We start from the raw sequence: 16,007 nt of genomic DNA, 5'->3' as shown, positions 1-16,007 counted from the left end.
GTCCCGCACGCCCACGGCGGCGCCACCGACTGCGCCAACCTGTGCTGCCTGTGCCGCAGCCACCACCGCCTCAAGACCTTCGCGAGGGGGTGGCGGTTCGAGATGAGTGCCGACGGCGTCTGACCGTCACCACCCCGTCGGGGATCACGCGGACCACCCGCCCACCCGGGATGCGACCACCCCCGGCCGAGTCGGACCCACCACCGGCCGGCACCGGACCACCATCACCCGCCGACCCGACCGACGATCCCCCGCCCTTCTGACCGACCCGATCAGAGGGACGTCGGCTCGCCCGCACCCGGCGAGCCGACGCCTGCGGTCCTCCCCTGCGCACGGAGGTCAGGGCGCCGGGGGACGTGCATCAGCGGCCGTACCGGACGTGCAGCAGGCCGTCGTCGGTCTCGGCCAGCCGCCCGCCTGCCGCGGCCATCGCCTCCGCCGCCCGCGCCAGCCGCTCGTAGGCGGCCGCCGCATCGAGGAGCGTCGCGGCGCGGTCGGCTGCGTGCCGGAAGGTCAGGGACTCGACCGTCCGGACGAGGACTCCGCCGGCCACGGCGTGCACCCGCAGGGCGCTGCCCTCGGCGACCAGGTCGCGGCCGGGACCGACCCGGGCCGCGACGACCGCCCACCGCCGGGAGCCGAGCTCCGTGGGCGACACCTGCCGGGCGAGCTCGGCGAGCACCTCGGACCGCAGGTCCGGCCCGCCCACCTGCACCGCCCCTCCCCCGCCACGGGCCACGACCGGAGTGCCGGGGACGGCGCCGAGGGACAGCACGTCGTCGTCGGCGACGGGCGGCTCGTCGACCACCCGGACCCGCCAGTGCAGGGCGGGGGCGACGCCGGGCGCCGGCAGCGGCACCGGCGTCAGGGACGTGGCGGCGCGCTGCCGCCGGGACGGGCGGGTGGCGAGGAGGTGGCCGTCGCGCATCGGCTGGGCCAGCGTCCAGCCGGCGGCGTGCGCGGCGCGGAGCTCGGCGGCCAGGAGGCGCACCCGTGCGGCGGCATCGGTCAGTGAGACGACGTCGTCGAGGTCCCAGCGGTACTCGGTCTCGTGGCGCGAGCCGGGCCAGGGCGACGGCGGTCGGGAGAGCTGCGTGGTCATGTCGGTCCTCGCGCGGACGGGACGCCCCGCGGCGGGGAGCCGGCGGGGACCGCCGGGCCGGCGCCACGGGGACGGACCGTCTCGCGGGTCGGGGCCGGCGGGTGTCCCCGGGCGGGGTCCGGCGCCGACCGGCCGATCATGGCACGACCCGGCTCACTCCCCCAGGGCGTAGGTCGCCTCGACGACGGCGCGGACGACGACGTCCTGCGGGTCCAGCTCCAGCGCGGGACCGCCGCCGCGGGCCATGACCGCCATGGTCTCGGGCGCGCCGGGCACCGCGGAGGACAGTCCCGGGTCGGCCAGCTCCAGCAGCGGCCCGAGCGGGCGCCCCACCGCGTCGGCGAGGTCGGCGGCGGCCTCGCGGGCGGCGGCGACGGCGGCCCGGCGGACGGCGCGGCGCGCGGCGGCGGGGTCGTCGAGGTCCCAGGAGACGCCGCCGATCCCGGCACCCGCCGCGGCCACCACCTCGGCCAGCTCCGGCACGGCGCCCGCGTCGGCCTGCACGGTGCCGCCCACGGTCGCCTCCCAGCCGGCCCGCTCGGCGGTCCCGGTGTCCCAGACGAACCGCTCGTGCACCGACACCCGCGACAGCACCACGGCCCGGACCCCGGCGACCCCGTCGAGCGCCGCGCGCAGGCCGGCGGCCACCCCCGACGCCACCGCCAGTGCCGCGGCCCGGCCGTCCGGGGAGACCTCGCGGACGTGCACGGCGAGCGTCGCGCAGTCGGGCGGGTGGTCGGCGCAAGCCTCACCGCGCACGCGGACGACGGCCGGCGGCAGCGTCACGCGCGGTCAGCCGACCACGGGCGCGGGCGCGGACAGCTCCGCGACCACCGACTCGTAGCAGCCGTGCAGCAGGTCCAGCCGCTCGACGAGGCGGTCGACCCACGCCGCGGACGTGCTGACCGGCACCGGCTCGAACATCAGCGACCAGAACAGCCGGTCCACGTGCGCGGTGCGCACGAACCGCCGCTCGTCCACCGACAGCGTCGACCCGACGGCCTCGGCGAATCGCCGGGCCGCCTCCCTCCGCAGCCGTCCCGCGGAGGAGGGGACGGCGAGGCCGATCGCGCGGCCCAGCAGCGGGACCAGGCGCGGCCGGTCGGCGTCGGAGAGCACGTCGTTGGCGTGCCGCAGAACGGCGGCCAGCTCGGCGTCGACGCACGCCGGCGCGTCGCTGAACGCCTCCCCGGCCAGCAGGGCCGTGTACTCGAGGAAGCACGCGCCGCGCGCGGGCGTGCGGTGCCGTCCCCGGCTCAGGACGGGCAGGTAGTCCGGGCTCCACGTCATGGTCACCGCCCCCTCCGGGCCGCCTCCGGCCGTCGGCGCGACGAGCGTAGGTCCGCGGAGCGGCTCAGCGCAGTCCTGCGGCCACGGCGGGACCGCGACGCAGCCACCCGGCCGCGGCGAGCCCGCGCCGGGAGCCCTCGACGGCGCCTGACGACGTCGGCCACGGTGAGCCGGACGCCGACCCGAGGAGCCCAGCGCGATGACCCAGTTGTCCACCGCGATCGAGATCGACGCGCCGCCGGAGCGGGTGTGGGCCGAGCTCACGGACCTGCGCGCCTATCCCGAGTGGAACCCGTTCATCGTCCGGGCCGCGGGCGACGTCGTCCCCGGCGCCCGGCTGTCGCTGCGGATGCAGCCGGTGGGCGGGCGGGCGATGGGCTTCCGCCCGCACCTGCTCGAGGTCGCCCCGCCCCGCGAGCTGCGGTGGCTCGGCCGCCTCGGCGTCCCGGGGCTGTTCGACGGCGAGCACGTCTTCCGCCTCGAGCCCGCCGGGCCGGGCACCCGGCTCGTCCAGGAGGAGACCTTCCGCGGCGTGCTCGTCCCGCTGCTGGCACGGTCCCTGCGGCGCGGCACGCTGCCCGGCTTCGAGGCCATGAACCGGGCGCTCAAGGAGCGGGCGGAGCGGCCTCTCTGACCTGCCCTCGGGCGCACGGGACGGTCGGTAGCGTCCGGCCATGACCGTCCTCAGCAGGCTGGGCGCCCTGGCCGTGGACCTCGCGCTGGGGCTGCGCCCCACCACGGGCAGCTACACCGTCGAGCGCGACCTGGCCGTCCCGATGCCCGACGGCGTCGCGCTGGTCGGCGACCTGTGGTGCCCGGTCGGCACGCGCGGGCCGCAGCCGGTCGTCCTCGTCCGCACGCCCTACGGCCGGGCCGGCGCGGGCGGGCAGCTGTTCGCCGCGCCCCTGGCCCGGCGCGGCCTGACCGTCTTCCTGCAGGCGACCCGCGGGACGTTCGGCTCGGGCGGGCACTTCCGCCCGTTCACCACCGAACACGAGGACGGCCTGGCCACCGTCGCCTGGCTGCGCGCGCAGCCGTGGTGCGACGGCCGGGTGGCCACCACCGGCGGCAGCTACTTCGGGCACACGCAGTGGGCGGTGGCGCCCTACGCCGACCCGCCGCTGACCTCGGTGTCGCCGCACATCACCGCGGCCGACGTCAGTGACACGGTCTTCTTCCAGAACGGCGCGCCCTCGGTGCACACGGCGCTCGCGTGGTCGGCGCAGATCGGCCGGCAGGAGCGCGGCGGGCTGCTCGGCGGGCTACCGGACCCACGGCTGCGCAAACAGGTCCGCCGGGCGCTCGGGCGGCTGCCGCTGCAGGCCGCCGACGTCGCGGTCGCCGGCGCGCCGGTGCCCTTCTGGCGCGACTTCGTGGCGCACTCCGAGCCCGGCGACCCGTTCTGGTCCGCCGCCGACCACGGCGAGGCCGACCTCACCCGCCTGCCCCCGGTGAACATGGTCACCGGCTGGTGGGACCTGTTCGTCGCCGGGCAGATGGCCGACGTCACCGCCCTGCAGGCCGCCGGCGTCCCGGTGCGGGTCACCGTCGGGCCCTGGCTGCACGGCGAGTTCGGCGAGCTGCGGGCGATCGTGCGCAGCGACGTCGCGTGGCTCCGCCACCACCTGCTCGGCGGGCCGGTGCCCCGGGGCGCCGCCGTCCGGGTGTTCCTGCAGCAGGCCGGCCGCTGGCTGGACCTCGACCGGTGGCCGCCGGCGCAGGCCCGCGACGAGGTCCTCCACCTGCGCGCCGGCGGCGGCCTCACCGCGCAGCCGGCGGACGACGACGCCGCGCCGGGCCGGTTCACCTACGACCCGGCCGACCCGACCCCGACCGTCGGCGGGCCGCTGCTGCAGCCGCCGGGCGGGCAGGCGGACAACCGGGAGGTCGAGGCGCGCGACGACGTCCTGGTGTTCACCGGTCCCCCGCTGGCCGCCGACCTCGACGTCGTCGGGCCGGTGCGGGCACGGGTACACGTGCGCACCGAGCTGCCGCACGCCGACGTCTTCGTCCGCGTCTGCGACGTCGACCCCGCGGGCGTCTCGCGCAACGTCGTCGACGGGATCCGCCGGCTCGACCCGCGCACCGTCCCGGCCGACGACGTCGCGGTCGCCGACGACGGCACCCTCGCCGTCGACGTCGCGCTGTTCCCCACCGCCTACCGGTTCCGGGCCGGCCACCGGGTGCGGGTGCAGGTCAGCGGCGGCGCGTTCCCGCGGTTCGCGCGGAACCCGGGCACCGGCGAGCCGCTGGGCACGGCGACCGAGCTGCGGGTCAACCGGTTCGAGGTGCGGCACGACGCCGCGCACCCCTCGTGCGTGGTGCTGCCGGTCCTCCCCTGACCGTCAGGGGACGACGTCGGGCACGAACCGCTGGCTGTCCATGGGCGGGCGCACGTAGTCCTCGTCGACCGGCGGCCGCGGCGGCAGCTCCGGCGGTGCGGGGGTGAGGTCCTCGTAGGGCACCTGGGCGAGCAGGTGCGAGATCACGTTGAGGCGGGCGCGCTTCTTGACGTCGGCCTCGACCACCCACCACGGCGCCTCGGGGATGTCGGTCGCGGCGAACATCGCGTCCTTGGCCTTGGAGAAGTCCACCCAGCGGTTGCGCGCCTCGAGGTCCATCGGGCTGAGCTTCCAGCGCTTGGTCGGGTCGTGCAGCCGCGCCTGGAACCGCTTCTCCTGCTCGGTGTCGCTGACCGAGAACCAGTACTTGAGCACGGTGATGCCGCTGCGGACGAGCATCCGCTCGAACTCCGGGCAGGAGCGGAGGAACTCCTCGTACTCCTCGTCGGTGCAGAAGCCCATGACCCGCTCGACGCCGGCGCGGTTGTACCAGGACCGGTCGAACAGGACCATCTCGCCGCGGGTGGGCAGGTGCTCCACGTAGCGCTGGAAGTACCACTGCCCGCGCTCGCGCTCGGTCGGCGCCGGCAGGGCCACCACCCGGGTGGCCCGCGGGTTGACCGACTCGGTGATCCGCTGGATCGCGCCGCCCTTGCCGGCGGCGTCGCGGCCCTCGAACAGGACGACGACGCGCAGCCCCCGCGCGCGGATGAACTCCTGCTGCTTGACCAGCTCCACCTGGAGGCGGGCCATCTCCTCCTCGTAGTACGCGGTGGGGACCTTGCCGGTGGACCTGGGTGCCTCCTCGACGGAGGGGCCGGACCTCTTCTTGGACGCCATGCCGCAGCATCGACCCGCCCCGCCCGGTGGAGCAAGGTGCCGCGGGACGGTCAGGTGCCGCAGAAGGTGACGAACGGCCCCTCGGGGCCGGGCGCGGCGTAGCGCTCCAGCCCGGGCCGCTCGTCGAACGGGCGGCGGACCACCTCGACCAGCCGCTCCACCGGGCCGAGGTCACCGGCGGTGGCCGCGGCCAGCGCCTCCTCGACGAGGTGGTTGCGCGGGACGTACACGGGGTTGACCCGGTCCATGGCGTCCGCGTCCGGCGCCAGCGCGCGCCAGCGCTCCAACCAGGCGTCGGTCCCGGCCAGGTCGAGGACCAGCTCGCGGACCGGCTCGGCGTCGCCGCGCGCGGCCGCCGACAGCCTCCGCACCGACGAGGTCAGGTCGACGCGGTTCGCCTGCAGCAGCGCGAGCCAGTCCTCGACCAGCGACCGGGTGACCTCGTCGTCGAGCCCGGCAGGCAGGCCGAGCCTGGCCCGCCAGCCGGTCAGCAGCGCCGCCTCGAAGCGGGGGCGGAACCGGCCGAGCGCCTCGACGGCGAGCGCGACCGCCTGCTCCTGCTCGCCGGCGAACAGCGGCAGCAGCGCCTCGGCCAGCCGGGCGAGGTCCCACTCGGCGGCCAGCGGCTGGTTGCCGTAGCGGTAGCGCCCGCCCTCGTCGACCGAGCTGAACCAGGTGTCGGGGTCGTAGCCCTCCAGGAAGGCGCACGGCCCGTAGTCGATGGTCTCGCCGGACAGCGTGACGTTGTCGGTGTTCATGACGCCGTGCACGAAGCCGACGAGCATCCAGCGCGCCACCAGGTCCGCCTGCGCGGCGACGACGGCCTCGTACAGCGCGAGGTACGGCTGGTCGGCGTCCGCCGCGGCCGGGTGGTGCCGGGCGATCGCCTCGTCGGCCAGCCGGCGCAGCAGGTCGTCGTCGCCGGTGGCGCGGGCGTACTGCGCGCTGCCCACCCGCAGGTGGCTCGCGGCCACCCGGGCGAGGACGGCGCCGGGCAGCACGGTCTCCCGGCGCACCGGCCGCCCGGTGGCGACGACGGCGAGCGAGCGGGTGGTGGGGATGCCGAGGGCGTGCATCGCCTCGCTGACGACGTACTCGCGCAGCATCGGCCCGACGGCGGCCAGCCCGTCGCCGCCGCGGGAGAACGGCGTGGCGCCCGAGCCCTTGAGGTGCAGGTCGACCGGCCGGCCGTCGACGCCGGTGAGCTCGCCGAGCAGCAGCGCCCGGCCGTCGCCCAGCCGCGGGTTGTAGTGGCCGAACTGGTGGCCGGCGTAGGCCTGCGCCACCGGCCGCGCGCCCTCGGGCACGACGGTGCCGGTGAGCAGTCCGACGCCCGCGGGGCCGCGCAGCGCCTCCGGGTCCAGGCCGAGCTCCGCGGCCAGCGGCTCGTTGAGCACCAGCAGCCGCGGGTCGGGCGTTCCCACGGCCTGCCACGGCACCGCCATCTCCGGGAGCGCGGTGGCGAAACGGGTGCCGAGGACGACGGAGACGCCGGGGGTGACGGTCACCCCCTCGAATGTACGGACGGGGCTCAGCGGCGCCCGGGGAGACGACCGGCCGCCCGCGCGGCCAGGGTGCGCAGCCGTCCGGCCGCGGACGGGCGCGGCGCCGCGAGCCGCGACTCGACGGCGGCCAGCCGCGTCTCCAGCTCGGTGACCGTGGCCGGGGCCGCCGGGGCGGGCGGCGGCGTCACCGCGAGCTCGGCCAGGCTCTCGGTCAGCCCGGACACCAGGCCGGCCACCTCGTCGGGCCGGAGCTTGACGGTGCCGACGCACGCGTCGTCGCGCCAGATGCTCAGGTTGACCAGGCCCTGCGCCGGGTGCGCGGAGACGCGGACCGCGCGGGTCCGGTCGCGTGCGTCCCACACCCAGCGGGCCCGTGCCGGCATCGCGGTGACCGTCATCCCGCCATGATCGCCGCCGGGAGCGCCGCCGGCCAGCAGGAACCGGCCGGCCGTCGGCGGCCGGCCGGGCGCGTCACTGGGCGCCGGCGACCTGCGGGCGCGGTCCCGTCGCGTGCTCGAGCGCCCAGTCGAGGGACTCGTCGGCGATCGCCTCCCAGCCCGGCGCGGCGGGCAGCAGGTGCGGGTAGCCGGGGTACTCGCGCACCTCGGTCACGGTGTCGCCGCGGTAGTGCGCCGCGTTCGACCGTTGCACCGACGGCGGCATGAGGTGGTCCTCGCCGCCCGAGACGAACAGCAGCGGCGGCCGGGCCTCGTTGCCGTAGTCGACGTGGGCGTCCTGCGGGCCGGGCATCAGGTTGGCCAGCACGGAGTTCCACAGGATCCGGCCCGACGCCGGGATGTGGTACCGCCGGTAGAGCGCCCGCGACTCGTCCTCGGGGAACGTGTTGGTGAAGGCGTAGTGCCACTGCTCCTCGGTCAGCCCGACGGCGCGGTGCCGGTTGGCGGGGTTCTTGAGCACCGCCCAGGTGGAGCGCAGCTGCGACAGCGGCACCACCTTCACGCCCTCGGTCGGCGCCGAGTCGATCACCACGCCCACCGCGCCGAGGCCGCGGTCGAGCAGCAGCTGCACGAGCGTCCCGCCGGCGGAGTGGCCGATGAGGACCGGCGGCCGGTCCAGCCCGCGGACGAGCGCGGACAGGTGCTCGACGATCGCCGGCAGCGTGACCTCGGCGATCGGCGTCGGGTCGGCGTTGAGCGCCTCGACCTCGCCCTCGAAGCCCGGGTAGGTCGGGGTGAGCACGCGGAAGCCGCGCTGCTCGTAGTGCGTCTTCCAGTGCTCCCAGCTGCGCGGGGTCACCCAGAAGCCGTGGATCAGGACGATGGTGTCCGGTGCGGTGGTGCTCGGTGCGGTGGTGCTCGGTGCGGTGGTGCTCGGTGCGGTGCGAGGTGCTGGTGGCGTGGTCACGGTCGCTCCCTCGGGGTGGTGGCCGGTCAGCGCGAGCCTGACAGCGGAGCCGTCCGGTGACCGGTCCCTGCGTGCACGGCTGCGGTCCCTGCCTGCACCCGGGCGGGTTCCGGTCGCCGGGGCGCTCTGCCAGGCTCGACGGCGTCCACGGGGGACGTCAGCTGCCCGAGGCCCAGGGACGGCGCGATGCTGCTCTCCGACACCACCCCGCTCCCCCGCACCGACCGCACCGACCGCACCGACCGCGCCGACCGCACCGAGGCCTTCCCGTACGGGACGGCGGTGCTGCTGGCCACCGACGCGACCCGCCTCCGCACGGTCCGCACCCGGCGGCACGCCGCCCGGGACGCCGCCCCGGTGGTCGCGCTGGCCTTCCCGCACCGCGGCCGCGGCGAGCTCGGGCAGCCGGGCCGCGGGCAGCCGGCCGAGGGCGGGGACCTGGTGCTGGTCGACATGACCGCGCCCCCCGGGTCCGCCCGCGCGGCCGGCGGCGGGTCCCGCGCGCTGCTGGTCCCCCTCGACCGGCTCGGCCTGCCGGTCGACGTCGTCCGCCGGGCGGCGCCGCGGCTGCGGGCCAGCGCGCTGCACGGGCTGGTGCGCGCGCACCTGCAGCGGATCGCCGACGACGCCGCGGCGCTGTCGGCCGACCCGGGTGCCGCCGCGCTCGGGGCCGCCACGGTCGAGCTGGTCCGCGCGCTCGTGGTGTCCGCGGCCGGCGACGACCGGCCCGGCCCGCCGGTGCGGGAGGACACGCTGGTGACCCGGGTGCGCGCGCACGTCGCCCGGCACCCCACCGACCCCGGCCTCACCCCGGCCGCCGTCGCCCGCGCGCACGGCGTCTCGGTCCGGCAGCTCTACAAGGCCTTCGCCGCGGCGGGCGCGAGCCTGGAGCAGGAGGTCATCGCCCGGCGGCTGGAGGCCGCGCGGGCCCGGCTGGCCTCACCCGCCGGACGGCAGCGGTCGATCGCCGCCACCGCCCGCGCCTGCGGCTTCGCCGACCCCAGCCACTTCGCCCGCCGGTTCCGCGAGGCCTTCGGGATGAGTCCGCGGGACTGGCAGCGGGCGTCCGCCGCCCGCTGACCGCCGGCCGGCGTCGACCTCGGTGCGCCGCCCGCCGCGGGCGAGGAACGCGGCGACGCCGGGGGGCCGGTAGCGCTCGTCCTGCAGGTACCGGCGGACGGCGGTCGTCGCCAGGCTCTCGGTGTGCGGGTGCCCCTCCCCGATCGGCCGGTGGTACCGCGGGAGCAGCCGGTACAGGCCGGTGCGGGAGTCCCGCAGCTCGCCGAGCGGGTCGGGCGCCGGGCGCGGGCGGTTGTCGTCGGGCACCTCGCCGGGCCGGGGCGGCGCGAAGGCGTCGCGGTGGAACGCCAGGCCGCACTCCCGGGCCCGCTCCACCATCCACAGCAGCGCGACGTCGGACAGCGAGGTGTCGCGGTAGCCGCCGCCGACGCCGCAGTGCACGCCGGAGAACCAGACCTGCTCCAGCCGCTGGCCCTCCGGCCGGGCGTCGCCCCGGCGCGGCTCCCACAGCGTGGGCCGGAAGGCGCGGCGGGTCTCGTCCACGGCCAGCGCCTGGAAGGCGTTGCGCACCTTCGAGCTCAGCGTCGTGTCGTGGAACGCCCACCGCCGGTTGACGAAGCCCAGGCCGCGCACCGGCAGCCCGAGCGCGCCCACGGTGTCCCAGACGCCGATGAAGTGCACGTCGGGCTCGTACGAGTAGGAGCGCCGGAACAGCTCGGCCTCGGTGCCGCGGGGATGGGCCTGCCGGCAGCGGTAGAGCTCGTAGGCCTCGTCGAGCCGGCCGGCGTGGCGGCGCTCCAGCACGCCGGCGGTGCGGACCAGGCCGACGGTGCTGCGGGCGGTGAACGCGCCGCGGCTGAACCCGAAGAACCACAGCTCGTCGCCGGGCTCGTAGTTGTCGACGATCGTCCGGTAGGCGTCCTTGACGGTGCGGGACAGCCCCACGCCGAACGCGCCGCCGCGGTACCGCTCCCCGCGGGCGGTGCCGACCCCGCGCAGGTAGTAGACGCACTGCCGCAGCCCGTCGTCGCCGGCCGGGGCGACCTCCAGGGCGATCTTGGTGACGTTGGTCGGACACGGCCGGCCCGCGGCCACCTGGTCGGGGGTGTTCCAGGTGCCGTCGCAGCACACGACCAGTCGCTTCGGCACGGCACCTCCCGCGGGGGCACGTCGGGTGCCTGCCACGGTGCTCCCCCGCCGCCCGGCCGACAAGGCCCCGCTGTGCCGACGCGCCACCGTGCCGACGCGCCACCGTGCCGACGCGCCACCGTGCCGACGCGCCACCGTGCCGACGCGCCGCTGCGCCGGCGTCCCGCTTTGCCGACCCGGCGGGACGCGGGCAGGCTCGCCGCACACGGGGCCCGCGACGAGGGGACGCCCATGAGCACCCGGGACCAGCACTCCGTCTGGCGGCGCCTGCCGGTCGAGCAGATGGACGACGCCGAGGAACGCGTCGCCGGCGGCGCGCTCGCCAAGAGCCTGGGGCTGTGGCAGCTGACCGCGATCGGGGTCGGCGGCATCATCGGCGTCGGGATCTTCTCCCTCGCGGGGCTCGTGGCCGCCGGCGACGCGGACAACGAGGCCGTCGGGCCGGCCGTGCTCATCGCCTTCCTGATCGCGGGCCTGGCCTCCGCGGCAGCGGCGCTGTCCTACGCCGAGTTCGCCGGCATGATCCCGCGCGCCGGATCCGCCTACACCTACGGCTACGTGGCCCTCGGCGAGCTCATCGGGTGGTTCATCGGCTGGGACCTGCTCCTGGAGTACATCGCCATCGTCGCCGTCGTGGCGATCGGCATCTCCGGCTACCTCGGCGAACTGCTCGACAACCTCGGGCTCACCCTGCCGACCTCGCTCACCGCGTCCGCCGAGGAGGGCGGCGTCGTCAACGTCCCCGCCGTCCTGATCTGCCTGCTCGTCACGTTCATCCTCAGCCGCGGCACGAAGACCTTCGGCCGGTTCGAGCTGGTGGCGGTGGGGATCAAGATCGTGCTGATCCTCGGCATCATCGGGCTGGGCGTCTTCTACGTCGAGGCCGGGAACTACGACCCCTTCCTGCCGTCCGGCTTCGGCCCGGTGCTCACCGGCGCGGCCACCGTCTTCTTCGCGGTCTTCGGCTACGACGCCATGAGCACAGCCGCCGAGGAGGCCGAGGACGGCAAGAAGCACATGCCGAAGGCGATCATCCTGTCGCTGGTCATCGCGATGCTGCTCTACGTCGCCGCGACGCTGGTGCTCACCGGGATGCAGGACTACCGGGACATCGACCCGACCGCCGGTTTCGCCTCGGCCTTCGAGGGTGCGGGCCTGCCGGTGGTCGCCAGCATCATCTCCGTCTTCGCCGTGCTGTCCATCCTGACGGTGATGCTGACCTTCCTGCTCGGCGTCACCCGCGTCTGGTTCTCCATGAGCCGCGACGGGCTGCTGCCCCCGTGGTTCGCCAAGGTGGACCGGACCGGCACCCCGCAGCGGGTCACGTGGATCGCCGGCGTGGGGGCAGCCGTGCTGGCCGGCGTCTTCCCGATCCGCGCCGTCGCGGACCTGACGAACATCGGCATCCTGTCGGCGTTCATCGTGGTCTGCGTCGCGGTCATCCTGTTCCGCTACACGCGGCCGGACACGCCGCGGCCGTTCCGGTTGCCGCTCATGCCCGTCGTCCCGGCCTTCGGGGTGCTCGCGTCGCTGTTCCTCATCTGGCAGCTGCCGTGGGAGACGTGGGCCCGCTTCGGGGTCTGGCTGCTCATCGGGCTGGTCATCTACTTCGCCTACGGGCGGAAGCACTCGCTCCTGAACCCGGACAGCCCGAGCCACCGCCAGCCGGTCGACGACTGAGCGGCGCTCCGGCCGTCAGGGGCGGAGGGCCTGGCTCCCGCGGTAGGAGAGGTCGCGGACGGCGCGGAACAGCGCGACCGGCTGGAGGTCGTCGGCCCCGAGCGTCGGACGGAAGCGCAGCACCTCGGACTCCGCGTCCGGCCGGGCGGCGCCGACGGTCAGCCGTCCCCACCGCGTCCAGCCGCCGGCGAGCGGTGCTGCCAGCAGGTCCCAGCCGGCGCCCTCGCTCCGCGCGCCCAGCACCACCAGCCGGCCGCTGCCGGTCCGGTACGGCAGCACGGAGGAGAACGTCCGGCCGAGGGGCCGCGGCACGAACAGGTGGCGCAGGCCCGGCAGGCCCCCGGAGGTGTTGACCAGGACGTCCAGCGGCGCTCCGCCCCACCCGAGTCCCGGGAAGCGGACGGCCAGGCCGACGACGTCGGGCAGTGGCTCCGGCAGCCCGGCCCCGCGGGAGAGGCGGACGACGACGTCGTGCGTGTCCTCCGCGTCGAGCAGCCGGGCGCCCCACGAGCCGCCGCCGACGGTCTCCACGGTCCCGGTGGACGCCCGCCCGCGGGGGTGGAACACGCGCGCGCCGCGCACCGCCGTCCCCAGGGCGAGCGCGGACGCGGTGACGGTGCGGGGCAGAGCGAGCGGGTCCATGCGGTCGGCCTACCCGGCGACGAGCCGCACCACCGCCGCCACGTCCGGGGCGTTCGGCCCTGTCCCGTGCGCACCCCGCGGGCCACCGTGGACCGGGCGGGGGACGACCGTGCGACCGACGACGCCCACCGGAGGCAGCCGTGCCGACGACGCGGAGGACGACCGGCCACCTGCGAGCGGCGGTGCTGCTGACCGGTGTGGTCGCCCTGACGGTCACGACCGTCCCGTCCGCGGCGGCGTCCTGGCCGGAGGTGATCGTCCTGCCGGGCGCCACCTCGGCCGAGGGCATCGCGGCGGGCGGGGGCGACACGTTCTACGCGGGCGACCTGTTCGCCGGCGACGTCTTCCGCGGCGACCTGGAGGCGGGGACCGCCGAGCTGTTCATCGACGCACCGGCCGGCCGGTGGGCGGTCGGCATGGACGCCGACCTCCGGCACGGCCTGCTCTACGTCGCCGGCGGCGGCACCGGCCAGGCGTACGTGTACGACCTGCACTCCGGGGAGACGGTCGCGGAGTACCGGTTCGCGCCGCCGTCGCCCGCCCCTCCGGCGGCCTTCACCACGCTGGTCAACGACGTCGTCGTCACCCCGGCTGGCGCGTGGTTCACCGACAGCCGGCGCGCCGTGCTGTACCACGTGCCGATCGACTCCTCCGGGCGACCGGGGCCGTTCCGCACGCTCGCGCTGCACGGGCCGGCGGCCGACACCGCCGGCGAGATCAACCTCAACGGCATCGACGCCGCGCACCACGGCGCCACGCTGGTCGTCGCGCACTCGACCAACGGCGAGTTGTACACGGTCGACCCGGCCACCGGCGCCAGCGCGGTCGTCGCCGGGGTCAGCGTGCCGTCCGTGGACGGCATCGAGCTGCACCGGGACTCGCTGTGGGCGGTGCAGAACACCGATCAGGTGAGCGAGGTCCGGCTGAGCTGGGACCTGGCGTCCGGGTCCGTCGTGGAGGTCGTCACCAGCGACCTCTTCCAGACCCCGGCGACCGCCATCCGGCACGAGGGACGGCTCGCCGTCGTGAACACGCACTTCGACACCGGCATCCCGCCGACCGCGGACCGGTACGAGGTCGTCCTCGTCCACGACTGACCCGGGCGGCCGCCTGGGTCAGGACGCGCCGTCCGGGGGCCGGTCGAACAGCGCGAGCACCATCGGGACCAGCCAGTCCAGGCGGTCGAGCACGCCGCTGCCCGGCGGCATGAAGTGGGTGGTCCCCGGCAGGACCGCCAGGCGCGCCCGCGGCAGACCGGCCAGGTCGCCCATCGCCCCGCCGCCGAGGAGGTGGAAGAGCTCGACGGCGGACTCCACGCGGACGGCGTCGGCGTCCCCGGCGACGACCAGGGTGGGCGCGGTGATCCGCCGGATGTCCTCGCCCGGCCAGTCGAAGGGGGTCTCGTCGAGCGTCTTGAGCTTCTGGACCAGGACCGGGAAGTGGCCGGGGTCGGGGGCGAGCGCCCGGTAGCTCACCTCCATCGGCGTCCCGGCGAACACCTCCGGGGTGATGCCCGGGATCATCTCGACCAGCTCCGGCGCCATCCCCCTGCTCGAGTGCGACGCCGAGACGACCACGAGCGTGCGGACGACCTCCGGGTGGCGGACGGCGAGCTGCAGCGCCGCGGCGCCGCCCATGCTGAAGCCCAGGACGTCGGCGCGCTCGATGCCGAGGTGCGCGAGGAGGCCCGCGGCGTCGTCGGCCAGGCCCTCGTAGGTGATCGGCCGGTCGACGTCCGCCGTCCGGCCGTGGGCCTGCAGGTCCGGGACGACGACCTCCCGGGTGGCGGCCAGGGCGGACACCAGCGGCCCGAGGTCGCCCGCCGACATGTACGCGCCGTGCAGGAGGAGCACCGGACCACCGGCCGGCTCCCCGGTCGGCGCGTGGACCTCGACGTACATCCGCAACCCGTTGACCGGGGCGTACTCCGTCCGCGTCGCGGGAGCGGTGTCGGTCATGGCGCCCTCCTCGGCGGTCCGGACCCTGGGCGATGCGATCGTCGCGCACCCCCGAGCGCGCCGGGAAGCCCCGCCGGCTCGGCGGACGTGACAGCGTGGCCGCGTGGACAGGGCCGGCGTGGCGCGGTGGGTGGCCGGGTACGAGCGCGCGTGGCGGGAGGGGGACGTGGCCGGGGTCGCCCGGCTGTTCACCGACGACGCGCGGTACCGGCGCTCCCCCTACGAGCCGTCGGAGGTCGGCCACGCGGCGATCCAGGCGTTCTGGCGGGAGGACGAGGGCCGGACGTTCACGGTGACCGCCGAGCCGGTCGCCGTCGACGGGCGCGACGCGGTGGTCCGGCTGGAGGTGCGCTACGGCGACCCGGCACCCCAGGAGTACCGGGACCTGTGGGTGCTGCGCTTCGCGGACGACGGCCGGGTCGAGGACTTCGAGGAGTGGGCGTACTGGCCCGGCCGGCCGTACACCGCGGAGGCCGACCGGGCCGGGTGAGGACCCCGCGGGCGGCTCACGGGCCGGCGCTCCGGGGAGTCCGCCGGGAGCTCCGCGGCGGCCTACGCTCGTCCGCCATGGCGACGGTCTTCGCCGGGATGGCGGCCAGCCTGGACGGCTTCATCCAGTCGACCTCCGGGGACCTCGCGTGGCTCAACGACGCCATGGCCCCGGGTGAGGACTACGGCTTCGCGGAGACCGAGGCCCGCACCGGGGCCTACGTCGTCGGCGCCAACACCTACCGGGAGATGGGCACCGCCGGCATCGGGTCCGTGCCGACCTGGGTGGTCACCCACGACGCCGACCTGGCGACCGGCCGGGACGTGCACGCGTACGCCGGCGACCTGACCCGGCTGATCGACACCGTGCGGTCCCGGATCGACCCCGGCAAGGACATCTGCGTCTTCGGCGGCGGGCGGCTGGTCACCCAGCTCCTGGAGCTCGGCCTCGTCGACGAGCTGGGCGTCTCCGTCGTCCCCGTCGTCCTCGGGGGCGGCGTGCCCTTCTTCGGCACGATGACGGCGAGCACCAGGCTCCGGCTGGTCGAGTGCCGGCCGTTCCCCTCCGGGATCGTGCTGCTGAACTACCGGGTCGTGCGGCCGGCCCCGGCCGGGTGAGGACCCC

Annotated in this window: 16 protein-coding genes and 2 pseudogenes; 8 read left to right on the top strand and 10 right to left on the bottom strand. The window is 76.3% G+C overall.

Translation table 11 applies throughout. The features are described 5' to 3' along the window. Window positions 1-263 (top strand): annotated as a pseudogene (locus ACI796_RS14460) (HNH endonuclease); the annotation flags it as partial. A 98-nt stretch (window positions 264-361) separates the two neighbouring features. Here the strand turns inward: ACI796_RS14460 and ACI796_RS14455 are convergent. From ACI796_RS14455 to ACI796_RS14445, 3 genes are all read right to left on the bottom strand, one after another. Beyond that, window positions 362-1,102 (bottom strand): hypothetical protein, encoded by a 741-nt coding sequence (locus ACI796_RS14455; protein ID WP_456941921.1) that lies wholly within the window; start codon window positions 1,100-1,102, stop codon window positions 362-364. Between the two features lie 153 nt (window positions 1,103-1,255). After that, window positions 1,256-1,888, bottom strand: a complete 633-nt coding sequence (locus tag ACI796_RS14450; RefSeq protein ID WP_456941920.1) for an SIMPL domain-containing protein — start codon at window positions 1,886-1,888, stop codon at window positions 1,256-1,258. A 6-nt stretch (window positions 1,889-1,894) separates the two neighbouring features. Beyond that, complete coding sequence (locus ACI796_RS14445; RefSeq protein ID WP_456941919.1) at window positions 1,895-2,392, bottom strand: hypothetical protein; 498 nt, start codon at window positions 2,390-2,392, stop codon at window positions 1,895-1,897. Between the two features lie 199 nt (window positions 2,393-2,591). On the opposite strand from ACI796_RS14445, the gene ACI796_RS14440 reads away from it, so the two are divergent. Further along, window positions 2,592-3,026, top strand: coding sequence for an SRPBCC family protein (locus ACI796_RS14440; RefSeq protein WP_456941918.1), 435 nt, complete (start codon window positions 2,592-2,594; stop codon window positions 3,024-3,026). 40 nt (window positions 3,027-3,066) lie between these two features. After that, window positions 3,067-4,734, top strand: coding sequence for a CocE/NonD family hydrolase (locus tag ACI796_RS14435; RefSeq protein WP_456941917.1), 1,668 nt, complete (start codon window positions 3,067-3,069; stop codon window positions 4,732-4,734). Between the two features lie 3 nt (window positions 4,735-4,737). Here ACI796_RS14435 and ppk2 read toward each other — a convergent pair whose 3' ends face one another. From ppk2 to ACI796_RS14415, 4 genes are all read right to left on the bottom strand, one after another. Further along, window positions 4,738-5,574 carry a polyphosphate kinase 2 gene (gene ppk2 / locus ACI796_RS14430; RefSeq protein ID WP_456941916.1) on the bottom strand — a complete coding sequence of 279 codons (837 nt, stop codon included), beginning with the start codon at window positions 5,572-5,574 and terminating at the stop codon, window positions 4,738-4,740. Window positions 5,575-5,624: 50 nt separating this feature from the next. Next, on the bottom strand, window positions 5,625-7,082 hold the full coding sequence (locus ACI796_RS14425; RefSeq protein WP_456941915.1) for a protein adenylyltransferase SelO: 1,458 nt from the start codon (window positions 7,080-7,082) through the stop codon (window positions 5,625-5,627). Between the two features lie 23 nt (window positions 7,083-7,105). Continuing rightward, on the bottom strand, window positions 7,106-7,477 hold the full coding sequence (locus tag ACI796_RS14420) for a hypothetical protein (protein WP_456941914.1): 372 nt from the start codon (window positions 7,475-7,477) through the stop codon (window positions 7,106-7,108). 73 nt (window positions 7,478-7,550) lie between these two features. Next, a complete protein-coding gene (locus ACI796_RS14415) occupies window positions 7,551-8,444 on the bottom strand; it encodes an alpha/beta hydrolase (protein WP_456941913.1) in 894 nt (297 codons plus the stop codon). A gap of 186 nt (window positions 8,445-8,630) precedes the next feature. Here ACI796_RS14415 and ACI796_RS14410 point away from each other — a divergent pair. Beyond that, window positions 8,631-9,455, top strand: a pseudogene (locus ACI796_RS14410) (helix-turn-helix domain-containing protein); the annotation flags it as partial. Here the strand turns inward: ACI796_RS14410 and ACI796_RS14405 are convergent. After that, entirely contained in the window at window positions 9,384-10,613 is a 1,230-nt protein-coding gene (locus ACI796_RS14405; protein ID WP_456941912.1) for a DUF2235 domain-containing protein, read from the bottom strand. The pseudogene ACI796_RS14410 and the gene ACI796_RS14405 sit on opposite strands and share 72 nt — an antisense overlap. Before the next feature lie 231 nt (window positions 10,614-10,844). On the opposite strand from ACI796_RS14405, the gene ACI796_RS14400 reads away from it, so the two are divergent. After that, window positions 10,845-12,293 carry an amino acid permease gene (locus tag ACI796_RS14400; RefSeq protein ID WP_456941911.1) on the top strand — a complete coding sequence of 483 codons (1,449 nt, stop codon included), beginning with the start codon at window positions 10,845-10,847 and terminating at the stop codon, window positions 12,291-12,293. A 15-nt stretch (window positions 12,294-12,308) separates the two neighbouring features. Here the strand turns inward: ACI796_RS14400 and ACI796_RS14395 are convergent, their stop codons facing one another. Then, on the bottom strand, window positions 12,309-12,935 hold the full coding sequence (locus tag ACI796_RS14395; protein WP_456941910.1) for a hypothetical protein: 627 nt from the start codon (window positions 12,933-12,935) through the stop codon (window positions 12,309-12,311). A 140-nt stretch (window positions 12,936-13,075) separates the two neighbouring features. Here ACI796_RS14395 and ACI796_RS14390 point away from each other — a divergent pair, with 140 nt between their 5' ends. Then, window positions 13,076-14,032 carry a hypothetical protein gene (locus ACI796_RS14390; protein WP_456941909.1) on the top strand — a complete coding sequence of 319 codons (957 nt, stop codon included), beginning with the start codon at window positions 13,076-13,078 and terminating at the stop codon, window positions 14,030-14,032. A gap of 18 nt (window positions 14,033-14,050) precedes the next feature. On the opposite strand, the gene ACI796_RS14385 is transcribed toward ACI796_RS14390, so the two are convergent. Next, on the bottom strand, window positions 14,051-14,893 hold the full coding sequence (locus tag ACI796_RS14385) for an alpha/beta fold hydrolase (protein WP_456941908.1): 843 nt from the start codon (window positions 14,891-14,893) through the stop codon (window positions 14,051-14,053). 103 nt (window positions 14,894-14,996) lie between these two features. Between ACI796_RS14385 and ACI796_RS14380 the strand changes: the two genes are divergently transcribed. Continuing rightward, window positions 14,997-15,383 carry a YybH family protein gene (locus ACI796_RS14380; RefSeq protein WP_456941907.1) on the top strand — a complete coding sequence of 129 codons (387 nt, stop codon included), beginning with the start codon at window positions 14,997-14,999 and terminating at the stop codon, window positions 15,381-15,383. A 77-nt stretch (window positions 15,384-15,460) separates the two neighbouring features. Further along, entirely contained in the window at window positions 15,461-16,000 is a 540-nt protein-coding gene (locus ACI796_RS14375) for a dihydrofolate reductase family protein (RefSeq protein ID WP_456941906.1), read from the top strand. Window positions 16,001-16,007: the final 7 nt, after the last annotated feature.

Source organism: Geodermatophilus sp. SYSU D00525 (genome assembly GCF_054050475.1).
Note: the sequence above shows the minus strand (reverse complement) of the source record. Positions and strands in the feature narration are given on the sequence as shown.